This is a genomic window from Nocardia sp. NPDC006982 (genome assembly GCF_042869435.1).
Taxonomy (GTDB): Bacteria; Actinomycetota; Actinomycetes; order Mycobacteriales; family Mycobacteriaceae; genus Nocardia.
This window is the reverse complement of sequence record NZ_JBIAFV010000004.1, coordinates 90,552-104,186: the sequence shown is the minus strand read 5'-3', so window position 1 is coordinate 104,186 and position 13,635 is coordinate 90,552. Positions and strand designations below refer to the sequence as shown.

Sequence of the window (13,635 nt, the reverse complement as noted above, 5' to 3'; positions counted from 1 at the left end):
AGAACTTGTGTTTTGCGGTGTGCTGTGAATACGCGAGTTCGGCTGTCGGGCAGGATATCTGCTGCATCGATCGAGCGACAGGCAGGCAGCATGTCAGCGGAATTTCCCTTCGCGCAATTGACTCCCAATCAGTTGAGCTACTCCGAACGTGACGAGGGGTACCGGCGGCTGCATGCGTGGCCCGAACCCAGCTATCACCATGATTCCGGGCTACGCATGGTGTGGCGCTACGACGATGTGCGAGAACTGCTGGAAGCCGGCGCCCCGGAGATCTCGAATGCGCAATCATTGCAACCGCTGGTCGGTTTCGGGCGCATTTCCGCGAATCCGCGTGCCGTCGGCCATCTTTGTCGGCACCTGCTCCCGCTGCCAGCGAAGGCTACAGCGGACCTGACCGACGACGTCCTGCACCAGCGGGTGTGGGCCGCCATGGCGGGTCCGACCGGATACTTCACGGTGCCTGCGCACATGCGATCCGAGCGGGCCGAGTCGCTCGCCGAGCATTTCCGGCAATCGCTGCAGGCAGGGCCAACCGAACCGCTCGACGTGGCGGCGATGTCGATCACTTACGCCAGCCGTATCATCGGCGAGACTGTCGGTCTGCCCCAACGAGATTGGTCTGCGGTGGCGGATTGGAGCGGTGCTCAGTCGGGGCTGCTCGGTCGGCGGATGCGCGGACGCGAGTTGGCCGACGCGGTCGGCGCACTCGGCCGGTTATTCACGGTCAGCGGCATGGCGGTTGCGCACAGCAGACAGCACGACACGGGGTTTCCTCGGCACCTTCGTGCGGCCGGTATCCCGCCCAGAGTGGCCGTGTCCGCGGTCGCGAACTCGCTGGCGGCTGGTGTGCATACCATCAGCGGCACCATCCAGCAGGGCCTGCTGCGGCTGCTCGGCGACCCGGATCGGCAGTGGTGGAAGCTGCTCGGCGAACCCGCGGGTATCGCACGCGTCGCGGCCAAGGTGCTACAGCTGGACCCGGGGCTGGTGGGATGGAAGCGGTATGTCGTGCGTCCCATCGCCTTGCGAAGCGGCACAACGCTTCCGAGAGGACCGGTGCTGGTGCTGATCGCCGCCGCCAATCGCGATCCCAGGGCATTCGCGGATCCACTGGTCATGGACAGCACCGGAAAAGCGCCACTCACCTTCGGATTCGGTAGGCATATCTGTCCAGGAAGACAGTTGGCACAGCTGGCGGTGGAAGTGTTTCTGCGCGAACTGCACAGCCGGGCACCGCACGCGCAGCTGGTGGCCCCGGCACCGTCGCCTCGAATCCGTCCGGCCGACCTTTTGTTCAGCGGAGCGGATATCGTTATTCGTTGAGGGTGATCGGGGTGTCGGCATGAGATATGACGAACTGCAGGTGACCGGCGTCGATGAATGGACCGCCGTGGCGAACAGCATCGTTCCGATGGATCATCGGTATCGCGACCGGAACCGGTGGCAGGTCACGCTGATCACCCAGCACGCGGGGAGCTACAACCTGCTGCGCTGGGATCAGCCCGGTGATCGGCTGGCCTTCCGCACGCCGTCGAATATCCGCAGGGCACCTGCCGATAACTTCTACTGGCTGGTGGTCCCGGAGCGCGGCACATTCACGGTCGCCGATGATCGCGAAATCACTTGTATCGCACCGGGTCAGGCGGTGCTGATGGGTTTGGATCAGACCCTGCGGCTGGGGGTGCCCAGCTCGGTGGCATTCGGCTTCCAGATCCCACGCACCGAGGTCGACCACGCGATATCACCCCTCGGCGCGCGCCGTCCGGTATTCGATCTCGACTCCGGACTCGGACGCATCACCCGGAGCATGATCCGCGACACCCATGCCGAGCGATCCCGGCTCACGGGTAGGCAATTCAACGCGGTTTGCGACCGGACCACCGAACTGCTGTGCATGATGGCCATGGGCGACAGCACCCCGCAGCGGCCCCAGCTGGCCGAGACAGCCGAGGCCGTGCGCCGGTATGTGCGTGAGAATACCGGCGTCGCCGACCTCCGGCTGGCCGCGGTGGCTCGGGCATTGAGCTGGTCGCCACGGCAGTTGCGCACGGCGTTGGAGCAAGCCGGAACCACGTATCGTGAAGTGCGTCAGGATGAATCACTGCGTGCGGCGCGCGCCATGCTCGAAAGCCCGAGCACGACATTGACAATCGGCGAAATCGCCGCGCGCAGCGGATTCACCGTCACCTGGTTCTCCGCCGCGTTCAAGACGCGCTACGGCGAAACCCCGAGGGACTTCCGCAAACGCCGGCTGGCCGAGACCACCAACCAGCCGGCACCGGTGATCACTCGTCCGGATGCAACCGCACCGGCAGAGTGAGCGGGCCTGCGGTCAGGATCTGCGGACTGACCTGCAGTGACGCTGAGTCACCCGCCAGGCGCAACTGCGGGAAGCGGTTGAACAGTGTGGACAGCGCGATGCGCGCTTCCAGCCGGGCCAGCGGAGCGCCGAGGCAGATGTGCGGCCCGCGGCCGAAGGCCAGCTGACCGCGGTGATCGTGATCGATATCGAAGACATCGGCGTTCGGGTATCGGTCCGGGTCCCGTCCGACATTGCCGTTCCAGATGACGATCGCCCCCTTCGGCAGGTCCACGCCCGCGATGGTGACATCCTGCTGGGCGTAGCGAAGATTGGCGCTGTACACCGGGGACCGGTATCGCAGTGCCTCCTCGACCACATCCGCCCAGCGGTCCTCGGTGCGCGCCTTTTCCAGCTGCGTGGGGTTCTCGCTGAGGGCGATGATCGCATTGGCCAGCAGGTGCACCGTCGTCTCGTGTCCGGCCACGATCACCAACCACAACATATTGACCAGCTCGTCGGTGGTCAGATTGTCGGTATTGGCTGCAATCAGGGCGGAGGTCATATCGTCGCCCGGCTCGCGCCGCTTGCCTTCGATGAGCTCGGTGAAAAACGCGATCATCTCGCCCATGGCCGTCTGCATCTGCTCGATGGTGCTGGTGTGCGACACGATCGTGGTGGACCAGTCCCGGATTCGGGACCGATCGGCCTTCTCCACACCGAACAGTTCACAGATCACCCGCACCGGAAACGGCGTGGTGAAGCGCGGGACGAGATCGAATTCGCCCGGCTCGTCGGCGAAGTCATCGATGATCTCGGTGGCGATCTGATGAATCCGGGGCTCTAGTCCGGCCACCCGAGCCGGTGTGAAGGCGGCGCTGATCGTCTTGCGTAACCGCCGGTGGTCCTCGCCGTCCTTGTTCAGCATATGGTCGATATCGGTCAGCGCACGCATCGGCCAGTCGGCCGGAATGGTGCCGTCGTGCAGGGCCGGACAGTTCTTGGCGTTCTTGCTGAAGATTGTGCCGTCACCGGCGAGTACTTCACTCACCGCCTGGTAGCTCGCAGCGCTCCAGGCGGCGACGCCGCCGGCCAACTCGACCGGAACCAGCGTCCCGCGTCGAGCGATTCGCTCATAGGTTTCGATAACCGTTTCGCCGTCGGTGGGCAGCTGGATGACCGACTCGGACATTCTGTCTCCAAATTGGTGTGATCGACGGATGGCATCCCCGTCCATCCGAGTTCGTGCAAGGTCAGTGTCGATCAGCCGCCACGCCGTGGCGCACCCGATCGATAACCTCTGCTCCGCAACGGAATTTCGCCGCGACCGGAACATAATTTCGGGCGCGGAAGTACTTTCGGCAGACGCGTGGCAGGGTGTGCTGGATGAGCAAGTTCAAGTGGAGTCACAACGCGTACTACCAACGGTTTCTGATACGGCAGCTGCCCACCCCGTGTACTCGGGTGTTGGACGTCGGTTGTGGGGCCGGGGCTTTCGCGGGGGAACTTGCGCGGCGGGTCGAGCAGGTCGATGCGATTGATCGGTCACCGGTGATGATCGATGCCGCGAAGCAGGCGACGCCGGACAATGTCGGTTGCATCCTCGGGGATGTGTTGACGGAGCCGCTGGCCGAGGGCGCCTATGACGCGATCGTGTCGATCAGCACGTTGCACCATATGCCGCTCGATGAGGTGCTGCCGGTGTTGGCAGCGGCGGTGCGGCCGGGTGGTGTGATCGCTGCGGTGGCATTGCCGCGGCCCGATCTGCTTCGGGAATTGCCCGTCGAGTTGGTGGCGGTGATCGGGCATCGGTTGTTCGGGATGGTGTTTCGGATTCTTCGGGCGCGTGGGCGGGGAAGTTGGTATGCGGTCGAGGAGACCCATGATGTCATGCCGGTTGTGCTCGATCCGCCGCTGACGACACGGCAGGTGCGGGCGCGGGTCGCGGCGGTTCTGCCGGGTGCGCGGGTGCGACGGCTGGTCTTCTGGCGCTACTCGTTGGTGTGGCGCAAACCCGCCTAGACGGCCGCCATGCGTTTGGCCTCGCGCCGTTGTCTGCGGCGAATGCGGTAGCGGCGGATTCGACTCGCCAGCAGATAGACCAAAAGCACGCCGATCAGCAGCAGTGTGCCCGCGCAGACGGCCGCTACGGCCGGGTGGAAGACCGCGATGGTGACGATGCCGCCGACGGTCAGATCCTCCACGAGGCTCATGACGATATTGCTCGCGGGCTCGGGCGAGGTGTTGATCGCCATCCGTGTTCCGGCCTTCACGAGATGGCTTGCCAGGGCGGTGGTTCCGCCGACCGCACCGGCCGCCAGTTGGGGCAGCGATCCGTCCTGGCCGGCAAGCAGTGCCGCGACGACCGCACCTGATGCCGGGCGCACGATGGTGTGTACCGCATCCCAGAAGCTGTCGAGATAGGGGACCTTGTCCGCGACGGCCTCGATGAGGAACAACACACCGGCCGCGATCAGCACATCGGTGCGCTGCAGCGCGTCCGGCACCTCATCGGACAGGCCGGTCACGCCGAAGATGCCGAGCAGCAGGACCACCGCATAGGCATTGACCCCGCTCGCCCAGCCCGCGGTGAAGATCAGGGGCAGTGCTGACATGGGGCCATCGTATGGTGCTCAGCGCAGCGCGGCGCGACCACGCAGCCGACCGAGTGCGACCAAAGCGACCAGTGTCACCGCCAACAGCAGGCAGGTACTCGCGGCCGCATCGAATACCTCACCGCGATCGGTGAGCCCGAAAATGGTGACCGGCAATGTTTTCCAGGTGGCCGGATAAACCATGACGGTCGCGCCGAGCTCGCCCATCGACAGCGCGATCGCCAAACCCGCGGCAGCGCCGAGTGCGGGCAGCAGTAGCGGCAGCGTGACCTGGAACAGCACCCGAACCGGACCCGCACCGAGGGATTCCGCGGCCTGCCGGTAGGCGGGATCGAGCCGGTCGAGTGCGGCCGAGACCGCGCTGAAGGCGTAGGCCAGCACCAGCACCGAATGTGCCACTATGACAATCCATTTGGTGCCGCCCAGCAGCAGCGGCCGCTCATTGAATGCGATAAGCACGCCGAGGCCGATGGCCACCGACGGCACCGCCACCGGCAGATGGAAGACCGCGTCGGTGAGTTTGCGCCACCAGCCGGGGGCATCGTACGCGGCGAGTGCGGCCCAGGTACCCAGGATCAGGGCGACCCCGCCGGAGAGCAGTGCGGTCTGCAGACTGACCGAAAGACTCGCGGCCTCTTGGCCGGACAGCGCTGCACGGAAGTTGGCGACGCCGAGATTCGAGGGCAGCGGTCCGGTCCAGCTGCCTGCCAGCGCGGCCGCAACCACCGTGGTGATCGGCCCGACGAACACCACGGCCACGACAAGCGCGAAAATCGCCAACACGATTCCCCGGCCACGACGCGTCCAGACCAGCATGGTCAGCTCTCCCTTCCGGGGCGGCCGGCGAAGCGGGCGAAGATCAGCCGGTACCCGACGTACAGGCTCAGCGACAGCAGCACCTGCACCGAGGCCAGTACTGCCGCGCCCGGCAGGTCGAAGGTCACGATGCCGCGGGTGTAGATCAGCGCGGGCAGGGTTGTCACGCCCTTCGCGCCGGTGAACAGCACGATGCCGAATTCGTTGAGCGTCAACAGCAGTACCAGACTGCCGCCCGCCGCCAGCGCGGGCCATGCCTCCGGCATGACCACCCGGCGTAGCACCCGCCACGGCGATGCGCCGAGGCTGGCCGCCACATCCAATTGTTCGCGCGGCAGTTGAGCGAATCCGGCCAGGAGCGGGCGTACCACGAACGGCGTGAAGAAGGTGATTTCGGCGAGGATCACACCGAGCGGTGTGCTCAGGAAATCCAGTTCCGGCGTCTTGTCCCCGGTGATCCTGGCGATCAGCGCGTTGACAGCACCGGCGGTGCCGTACAGAAACGTGAAGGCCAAGGTGATCAGGAATGACGGCAGCGTGAGCACCGTATCGATCAATCTACCGACCAGCGCCGAACCGGGAAGCGGCACGAATGCCAGCACAATCGCGAGAAACGTGCCGAGCACCAGACACCCGAGGGTCGAGCAGACCGCAATGGAAATGGTGCGCCACAACGCATTACGGAACGATTCCGAGCCGAGCACCTGCGACCAGACGGCGGTACCCCGACCGTCCTCGGTCTCGGTCGATTCGGCGAGTACCCGCACTATCGGATACACCGCGATGAGCAGCACAACGAGTAGCGGCGGGAGGGTCCACAGCACCGGCCGCCAATTACGCTGAACTGGTGGAGCTTTCGCGGTGAGCTGTGGTTCCAGCAGGGCAGAAGTGCTCATGCCTGAGCCTCACTGCCGCCCGGATCCGACACGCCCGTCGAGGTGAGTTCCGCCGTCATCCCGGCGAAGACCAGCACCCACTCGGCGGTTGGGCTCTGGTGGTCGCCGGGACAACGGAGATGTCCCCTGACAACGGGGAACACGGCGCCCCGCCGACCCGGAATCGTGCCGCCCCTCATTTCGGCACGCCTGGCTCGTGCGCGGCCGAAGTCCCTGCCGTCGACGGGATCAAGACTCCCGCCGGGTCCGGGAACCGTACGCCGACGATCGCGCCGACCTCGGTATCGAGATGGCCGGGCACATCGGCGGTGATCTCGTCACCCAATCCGTCGACCGTCAGCCGCAATCGCGTCGAAGCCCCACGCCACACATTCGATACAACGATGCCGCGTACCGCATTCCGCTCGGAGGTGGCACCGATCTGCACAGTATGCGGACGCACACAAAGCAATCCGGGTGCGTCCACGCCCCAACCGCCGGGGGTATCCGGTGCCTCGGCCCGCAGCGTTAAAGTCCCGACGGTAACCAGCGCTGCAGTGCCGGATACCCGATTCATGATGCAGGGCAACAGGTTTGCGCCACCGAGGAAAGCCGCCGTGAAGTCGCTCGGCGGTCGCCGCCACAGATTTTCGGCGGTGTCGATATCAACCAGCCGGGCATCGCGCATCACCGCAATCCGATCCGCCAAGGCCAGCGCCTCGGCCTGATCATGGGTGACATACAGCATCGCCGTATCCGGCAACGCCTTTCGCAACTCCTGCAACTCACCGAGCATCGTCTGCCGCAACTGGGCATCGAGCGCGGCCAGCGGTTCATCGAGCAGCAACACCTTCGGCCGGATGGCCAGCGCACGCGCGATCGCCACCCGCTGCTGCTGACCACCGGACAGTTCACGCGGCAACCGCTTGGCATAGGCCGCCATGCCGACCATTGCCAGGGCTTCGGCCACGCGCCCGTCGATTTCCTTGCGCGGCACCCGATGCGCCTTCAATCCGAACGCCACATTGTCGTGCACCCGCATATGCGGAAACAGTGCATACGACTGCACTACCACACCGATCCCGCGCTTGGCGGGCGACAGGTCGGTGACATCGCGCCCGGCCAGCCGCACCGCACCCGAGGTCGGCCGGACGAATCCGGCCAGCGCCTCGAGCGCGGTCGACTTGCCCGAACCGCTCGGTCCGAGGAGCGCGACCGTCTCACCGGCGGCGACGCGCAGATTGAAATCGGTCAGTGCGACCGTGGTCTTACGGCCGTGGCCGTAGCTGACTCCCACCCGATCGAACACAATCGCGGGTTCGGTTGCGGTGGTGAGTATTTCGGCTGCAATGACCGATCTGGGATGCGCGTCGCCGACGGACATGATTGCGGCTCCTCGGTTTCAGTGGTTCTACTGCCCGGTTGCCTTGTTGTAAGCCGCCACATCGGCGTCCAGGTCCGAAAGCACCTTGGTCCAATCGACATTCACGACCTCGACTCCTTTGAGCACGGCGCTGGCCGAGGGACCGGAACCGGTCGCCGGGGCATCACGCAACTCCTTGCGGGTAGGCACCGCGAAGGTGTCGGGCAGCGACTTCTGAGCGTCGGCCGAGAGCAGGAACTCCATGAGCTGCTTCGCCTCGCTCTGGTGCGGAGCGCCCTTGGCCAGGCCCATTACGTACGGCACGGCCACGGTGGAGCGCTTACCGTCGGCGGCGGACGGGAAGAAGATATTGAACTTCGAGCCCTTGTCCTTAACGGTGGTGAGGTTCATCTGGACATCGCCATTGGCGACAACCAGCTCACCCTTGTCGACCTTGGCCTGCAGCTTGCCGGTGGACGAGGACGGGCCGACATTATTGGCCTGCAACTTGGCCAGGTAGTCCAGTGCGCCCTGCTTGCCGAGCAGATTCTGCAGCAGGATCAGCACCGCGGTGCCGTCACCGGCCTGACCCGGCGTCGAATACTGCAGCTTGCCCTTGAACTCCGGCTTCAGCAGGTCTTCCCAGGTGAGATTGCTGGTGTCGACCGACGGATTGGCAATGAAGGACAGGTAGTTGCCCGCCAGCGTGACGTACTTGCCGTCGGCATCCTTATCGCCGACCGCGACGAAGCTGGTGTCGATTCCGCTGTCCTGCAACAATCCCGAGCTCTTCGCTTTCTGAATGAACGGCGGCAGTGTCACCAGCACATCGGCCTGCGGGTTGGACTGTTCCTTGTCCACCCGGTTGACCACCTCACCCGAACCGGCCTCGACCAGGTTGACCGAGATGCCCGTCTTCTTCTTGAATTCGTCGAATTGGGTCGTGTACCAGCTGCCGACGCCGTCGGCGGAGTACACAGTGATGGTTTTGCCGCCGCCGCCGCTGTCGGTGCCGGTGCCGCCACAGGCCGCGGTGAGCGCGACGGCGGTGACGGCGGCGACGGCCAGCGCGGTCCGGGAAATGGTGCGTGCCAGACGGCCCTGCGTGTTCGAAGTACGCACGATGACTGCAACTTTCGGTTCGTGTCGGGTGTGGAATCGAAGGGACGGGGGATTCGGGGCGATCAGGTTCGGTCGAGGATCAAGTCCGCGAATTCGGTTACAGAGGCCACCACATGGGTGGCTCCCGCCGCACGCAACTGCGCTGCGTCATGTGCGCCGGTGAGCGTCCCCGCGACGATTCGCGCACCCGCGGCCAGACCACTGGCGATATCGCTGGTCGTATCACCGAGTACCGCAACCTGATCCACGGCATCGATACCGAGCCGCAGCAGCGCGGTCAGGATCATGTCCGGGTACGGGCGGCCGCGTCCGGCATCTGCGGGGGACAGCGTCAGATCGGCGATCTCGTTCCAGCCCAACGCATTCAGCAGCCGATCCCGAGTAGTGCGGCTGAAGCCCGTGGTGAGCGCGACCTTGACTCTCGCCGCCCGCAGTGCGGAAATCGCGTCGGCCGCACCGGGAATCGGAGTGATATCGACCTCGTCGATCAGTGCGTCATAGGCGGACTCGAACGCGAGGTTGGCGGCCCGTGCGCGCTCCTCGTCGCCGAGCAGGGCCCGGAAGACCGCGATCTTCGACTGACCCATTGTGTCGAGCACATACTGGCGGGCCCTATCGCGTTGCGGCCCTTCGTTTTCGATACCGGCACTGGTTACGGCGGCATCGAAGGCGCGCAGTACCAGTCCGCCGTCGGCGACCGTGGTGCCCGCCATATCCAGGACGGCGAGGGTGATGTTCGTATCCGACACGAGTGCTCCTCAGAGATTCAGCAGGTCGGCGGTTTCCGCGCCGATCGCGGGGCCGAGGGTCATGCCGCGGCCGCCCGGACCGGTGACGACCCAGATGTGCGCATCGGCCTTCGCGCGGGTCACGATGGTGGCTGGATCGATGCTCTGGCTGTAGACGCCCGCCCAGCGCCGCACCACCTGCGGGAGTTTGCGTCCCAGCAGCTCTTCGGTGATAGCGGTGAGGTGTTCGTACGGTTCCTCGTCCACATCGAAGGTGAAGGGTTCCTCGTATTCGTGGGTGTCGCCGATGGTGAGACCACCGTTGAGGCGCTGTACACACAGCAGCTGCATCCTGTGCTCGGCGGCGATCGCGGTCTGCGATTGTTCCGCGTTCAGCACGTCCAACTCCGGACCGGCGAAGCCCGGGTAGTAGCGGAAGCTGTCGCCGTCGGCGATCGCGGTGGTCAGTGGCTCGCCGAGCGGTGCGGTCTGCATCATCTGCAGCCGGACTCGGCGCACCGGGATGGTGCCGACGAGTTCGCGGGTCAGGCCGGTATGCGCGGCGCCCGGACAGACCAACACCAGATCTGCTTCGAAGGTGCGGCCATAATCGTCGAGAACCGTTGCGCCGGAGCCAGTATCGGTGACCTGACGCGCCTCGGTGCTCGCATGGAAGGTGTAGCGGTCCGATGCGGTCAGATATGCGCGCAGCGCGGGCAGTGCCTGCCGTGATTCGACGGCGGCATCGGTCGAACAGTGCAGTCCGGCAAGGAATTTGCCGCGCAGGGCCGGATTGATCGCGCGCACCTGTTCGGGTTCGAGCAGTTCGAAGCCGCGTGCAGCGGTATGTGGGCTCGCCGCGGCGGCCTCGGCGACCGCGAGCTCGGTGGGGGTGCGCACCAGCGTGATCGATCCGGCGGGCCGGAATCCGACACCGGGCACCTTGCCACCGATTTCCTCCCACAGTTGCCGGGAGCGCAGCGTGAAGTCCAGTTCGGTGGCCGAGCGTCCGGAAACCCACACCAGGCCGAAATTGCGCACCGTCGCACCGCGTGCCTCGGGCTCCCGCTCCAGCTGCACGACCTCGTGACCACGGCCGATGGCGGCCAGGGCGTGCGCGGTGCCGAGGATTCCGCCGCCGATGATGACCAATCGCATGAATACATAGTGCGCAATGGTCTAGACCAACGAGTGTTGCCCGCGCGAACGCTGGGTTAACAATTGGTATAGACCAATTCGGGGTAGGCTGTCGGTATGGACACATCAGGTGCGACGAGAGCCGAGGCCGATGAAATGCGCGGCGGGCGCATCGATTCGGCGCCGCGGCTGCCGAAGTCGTACCTGGTGCGCACCGAACTCGAGCAGCTGCTGACCGATCTGGAGGAGGGCGACCCCGTCCCCTCCGAGCGCGACCTCGCGGTTCGATTCGAGGTCGCCCGCGAAACCGTCCGGCAGGCGCTGCGAGATCTATTGGTGGAGGGCCGAATCCGCCGCCAGGGCCGGGGGACCGTGGTGTCCCGGCCGAAGATGGTGCAGCCGCTGTCGCTGCGTTCCTACACCGAGGGGGCCATCAGTCACGGACGCGTGCCGGGCCGCCTGCTGGTCGGCTGGGACGACGTGCCCGCTGACGCCGATACCGCCCGTGACCTAGGGCTCACCCTGGGCACCCCGGTCATGCACCTGGAACGCGTACTCCTCGCCGACGGCGAACGCATCGGCCTGGAGAGCACCTTCATGCCCCTCGACCGGTTCGGTCGCCTACGGGATACCTACGATCCGACGACATCGCTCTATGCGGCGGTGCGCGCCTCGGGCGTGGTACTCGGCAAGGCCACCGAACGCATCGAAACCGTCCTCGCCTCCCCGCGCGAGGCCGCCCTGCTCGAGTGCACCACGGCCCTACCGCTGCTACTCCTGCACCGGCGCAGCGTGGACCAACAGGGTGCGCCCGTCGAACGCGTCCGCGCGCTCTACCGGGGCGACCGCATCGCCTTCGAAGCGCAACTCGGCGGATAGGCCCCTGGGCTACATCCACCGCTCGCCGCGACGGCTCGAGCCTCGGTACCGCGCGGCGCGAGTGCGACCGCTGCGGCCGAGATCTGTTGCGCGCGTGGATGGTCGGCCAACTACGCTGTGCCGGTGTTTGCCCTCTACAGTGCTGCGATCGCGATCGTGACCGGTACCACCTCGGCCTGGATCGGTTACTACTTCAACATCCGCAAGGACCGCTTGCAGTGGGACCGCCAGCATGCGACACGATGGGACGGCGCTCGGCGGGAGGCCTACGTCGCCTTCGCCGCGGCGATCAAGCACGAGGTTCGGCTGCACATCAAGATGGCGGCGGCCAGACATCCGCAACTGTGGCCGGGGCATGAAACATTGGAACTGTCGGAAGGCTGGCCGATGCTGGTCGCGGCCGAAGACGCCCGCGCTGACCTGCTCGAAGCGATACTCCTGCTCGCCGACGGTCCGACCGTGGCGGCGGCGCGGACCTGGCAGCAGAAGGCGTGGGACCTGCGGCTACTGCACACCGATCGGTCGGTCTCCGCGGAGGCTGTTGGACTGGCACTCGCGACGGCGTCGGAAGCCAGGGACCGCTTCTATGCCTGCGCGCGACCCGATTTGGGAATTCGCACCGCGCTTCCGACGCCACAACCACGGCACCAGGAGAATGTCCTTACCTCGTGAGGGTCCTTCAGCGCACCTGCGGTGCGACCTTCGCGCCGAGCAATTCGATATTGTGCAGCACCTTTTCGTGCGGCAGGGTGCCGACGCTGGTGTGCAGCATGAAGCGGTCCAGGCCGAGGGTGTCGCGGATGTCGGTGATCTTTTCCGCGACGTAGTCCGGGGTGCCGACGAAGAGGGAACCGCTCTGAGAGCGCAGGGCATCGAACTGTGCGTGGGTCATCGGGCCCCAACCGCGTTCGCGCCCAATGGTGCTCATCGCTCCGGCGTACGGCGCGTAGAAGTCGGCGACGGCCTGCTCGTCGGTATCGGCGATATAGCCGTGCGCGTGTACCGCCACTGGCTGCTTCTCGTGGCCGCCCTCTTCGAGTGCCCGGTGGTAGAGATCGACCAGCGGCTTGAAGCGTGCGGGTTGGCCGCCGATGATCGCGATCGCCAGCGGGAGGCCGAGCAGCCCGGCGCGAACCACGGATTCCGGGCTGCCGCCCACCGCGATCCAGACCGGCAGCGGCCGGTCGTCGGTGCGCGGGTAGATCACCGCATCGCGCAGCGGGGCACGGAATTTGCCGTTCCAGGTCACCGGCTCGTCCGCGCGAATGTGCAGCAGCAGCGCCAGCTTCTCCTCGAAGAGCTCGTCATAGTCGCTCAGGTCGTAACCGAACAGGGGGAAGCTCTCGGTGAACGAACCGCGTCCGGCCATCAGCTCGGCGCGACCGTTCGAGAGTCCGTCCAGCGTAGCGAAATCCTGGTACACCCGTACCGGATCGTCCGAGCTCAGCACGCTGACCGCGCTGGTCAGCTGGATGCGCTCGGTCCGTGCCGCGATCGCGGCCAGCACGACCGCCGGCGCGGATGCCGCGAAATCCTTGCGGTGATGTTCGCCGACGCCATAGACGTCGAGTCCGGCGCGCTCGGTGGCGACCGCCTCGTCCACCACCTCGCGCAGCCGTTCGGCCGCGGTGGGCGCCGGTCGGTCGCCGACCGGGTACAGCTCCGCGAAAGTCGTGAGTCCCAGTTCCACAGCTCGAGTCCTGTTCGTGTGAAGTTTCTACGTCAACCACTAGCCTAAACGGACCGTGGTCCGCGACTATTCCTTCGGTTGACCGCGCGTTCGCGGCGCAGGCAAGGACAG

The 13,635-nt window shown here is 65.8% G+C and carries 14 protein-coding genes; 5 read left to right on the top strand and 9 right to left on the bottom strand.

Going from position 1 to position 13,635, the window contains the following annotated elements:
* Window positions 1-90: 90 nt before the first annotated feature.
* Window positions 91-1,323 (top strand): cytochrome P450, encoded by a 1,233-nt coding sequence (locus tag ACFYOW_RS17455; RefSeq protein WP_387289013.1) that lies wholly within the window; start codon window positions 91-93, stop codon window positions 1,321-1,323.
* 19 nt (window positions 1,324-1,342) lie between these two features.
* On the top strand, window positions 1,343-2,320 hold the full coding sequence (locus ACFYOW_RS17450; RefSeq protein WP_387289011.1) for an AraC family transcriptional regulator: 978 nt from the start codon (window positions 1,343-1,345) through the stop codon (window positions 2,318-2,320).
* Here the strand turns inward: ACFYOW_RS17450 and ACFYOW_RS17445 are convergent.
* Complete coding sequence (locus ACFYOW_RS17445; RefSeq protein ID WP_387289009.1) at window positions 2,286-3,491, bottom strand: cytochrome P450; 1,206 nt, start codon at window positions 3,489-3,491, stop codon at window positions 2,286-2,288. The genes ACFYOW_RS17450 and ACFYOW_RS17445 overlap by 35 nt on opposite strands.
* A 194-nt stretch (window positions 3,492-3,685) precedes the next feature.
* Between ACFYOW_RS17445 and ACFYOW_RS17440 the strand changes: the two genes are divergently transcribed.
* On the top strand, window positions 3,686-4,321 hold the full coding sequence (locus ACFYOW_RS17440; protein ID WP_387289007.1) for a class I SAM-dependent methyltransferase: 636 nt from the start codon (window positions 3,686-3,688) through the stop codon (window positions 4,319-4,321).
* Here ACFYOW_RS17440 and ACFYOW_RS17435 read toward each other — a convergent pair.
* The 7 genes from ACFYOW_RS17435 to ACFYOW_RS17405 form a co-directional block, all read right to left on the bottom strand.
* A complete protein-coding gene (locus ACFYOW_RS17435) occupies window positions 4,318-4,914 on the bottom strand; it encodes a DUF4126 domain-containing protein (protein ID WP_387289005.1) in 597 nt (198 codons plus the stop codon). The genes ACFYOW_RS17440 and ACFYOW_RS17435 overlap by 4 nt on opposite strands.
* An 18-nt stretch (window positions 4,915-4,932) precedes the next feature.
* Window positions 4,933-5,730 carry an ABC transporter permease gene (locus ACFYOW_RS17430; RefSeq protein ID WP_387289003.1) on the bottom strand — a complete coding sequence of 266 codons (798 nt, stop codon included), beginning with the start codon at window positions 5,728-5,730 and terminating at the stop codon, window positions 4,933-4,935.
* A gap of 2 nt (window positions 5,731-5,732) precedes the next feature.
* Entirely contained in the window at window positions 5,733-6,626 is an 894-nt protein-coding gene (locus tag ACFYOW_RS17425) for a 2-aminoethylphosphonate ABC transporter permease subunit (protein WP_387289001.1), read from the bottom strand.
* Between the two features lie 175 nt (window positions 6,627-6,801).
* Window positions 6,802-7,989, bottom strand: a complete 1,188-nt coding sequence (locus tag ACFYOW_RS17420; protein ID WP_387288999.1) for an ABC transporter ATP-binding protein — start codon at window positions 7,987-7,989, stop codon at window positions 6,802-6,804.
* Window positions 7,990-8,016: 27 nt separating this feature from the next.
* The gene (locus ACFYOW_RS17415) at window positions 8,017-9,090 is read right to left on the bottom strand and encodes a 2-aminoethylphosphonate ABC transporter substrate-binding protein (RefSeq protein WP_387288997.1); all 1,074 of its coding nucleotides are present in this window, start codon (window positions 9,088-9,090) and stop codon (window positions 8,017-8,019) included.
* 62 nt (window positions 9,091-9,152) lie between these two features.
* Window positions 9,153-9,839 (bottom strand): phosphonatase-like hydrolase, encoded by a 687-nt coding sequence (locus tag ACFYOW_RS17410; protein WP_387288995.1) that lies wholly within the window; start codon window positions 9,837-9,839, stop codon window positions 9,153-9,155.
* 9 nt (window positions 9,840-9,848) lie between these two features.
* Window positions 9,849-10,976, bottom strand: coding sequence for a TIGR03364 family FAD-dependent oxidoreductase (locus ACFYOW_RS17405; RefSeq protein WP_387288993.1), 1,128 nt, complete (start codon window positions 10,974-10,976; stop codon window positions 9,849-9,851).
* Between the two features lie 135 nt (window positions 10,977-11,111).
* Between ACFYOW_RS17405 and ACFYOW_RS17400 the strand changes: the two genes are divergently transcribed.
* Both ACFYOW_RS17400 and ACFYOW_RS17395 read left to right on the top strand, forming a co-directional pair.
* Window positions 11,112-11,834: a GntR family transcriptional regulator gene (locus ACFYOW_RS17400; protein WP_387290034.1), complete on the top strand. Its 723-nt coding sequence runs from the start codon at window positions 11,112-11,114 to the stop codon at window positions 11,832-11,834.
* 123 nt (window positions 11,835-11,957) lie between these two features.
* Entirely contained in the window at window positions 11,958-12,506 is a 549-nt protein-coding gene (locus ACFYOW_RS17395) for a hypothetical protein (RefSeq protein ID WP_387288991.1), read from the top strand.
* A 7-nt stretch (window positions 12,507-12,513) separates the two neighbouring features.
* Here ACFYOW_RS17395 and ACFYOW_RS17390 read toward each other — a convergent pair whose 3' ends face one another.
* Window positions 12,514-13,524, bottom strand: a complete 1,011-nt coding sequence (locus ACFYOW_RS17390; protein WP_387288989.1) for an LLM class flavin-dependent oxidoreductase — start codon at window positions 13,522-13,524, stop codon at window positions 12,514-12,516.
* Between the last annotated feature and the right edge of the window lie 111 nt (window positions 13,525-13,635).

What these genes read in the sequence shown, in the direction of transcription:
- ACFYOW_RS17455 (WP_387289013.1), top strand. Translation starts at nt 91, where the DNA reads ATGTCAGCGGAATTTCCCTTCGCGCAATTGACTCCCAATCAGTTGAGC.
- ACFYOW_RS17400 (WP_387290034.1), top strand. Translation starts at nt 11,112, where the DNA reads ATGCGCGGCGGGCGCATCGATTCGGCGCCGCGGCTGCCGAAGTCGTAC.
- ACFYOW_RS17430 (WP_387289003.1), bottom strand. Translation starts at nt 5,730, where the DNA reads ATGCTGGTCTGGACGCGTCGTGGCCGGGGAATCGTGTTGGCGATTTTC.
- ACFYOW_RS17405 (WP_387288993.1), bottom strand. Translation starts at nt 10,976, where the DNA reads ATGCGATTGGTCATCATCGGCGGCGGAATCCTCGGCACCGCGCACGCC.
- ACFYOW_RS17425 (WP_387289001.1), bottom strand. Translation starts at nt 6,626, where the DNA reads ATGAGCACTTCTGCCCTGCTGGAACCACAGCTCACCGCGAAAGCTCCA.
- ACFYOW_RS17450 (WP_387289011.1), top strand. Translation starts at nt 1,343, where the DNA reads ATGAGATATGACGAACTGCAGGTGACCGGCGTCGATGAATGGACCGCC.
- ACFYOW_RS17420 (WP_387288999.1), bottom strand. Translation starts at nt 7,989, where the DNA reads ATGTCCGTCGGCGACGCGCATCCCAGATCGGTCATTGCAGCCGAAATA.
- ACFYOW_RS17445 (WP_387289009.1), bottom strand. Translation starts at nt 3,491, where the DNA reads ATGTCCGAGTCGGTCATCCAGCTGCCCACCGACGGCGAAACGGTTATC.
- ACFYOW_RS17435 (WP_387289005.1), bottom strand. Translation starts at nt 4,914, where the DNA reads ATGTCAGCACTGCCCCTGATCTTCACCGCGGGCTGGGCGAGCGGGGTC.
- ACFYOW_RS17440 (WP_387289007.1), top strand. Translation starts at nt 3,686, where the DNA reads ATGAGCAAGTTCAAGTGGAGTCACAACGCGTACTACCAACGGTTTCTG.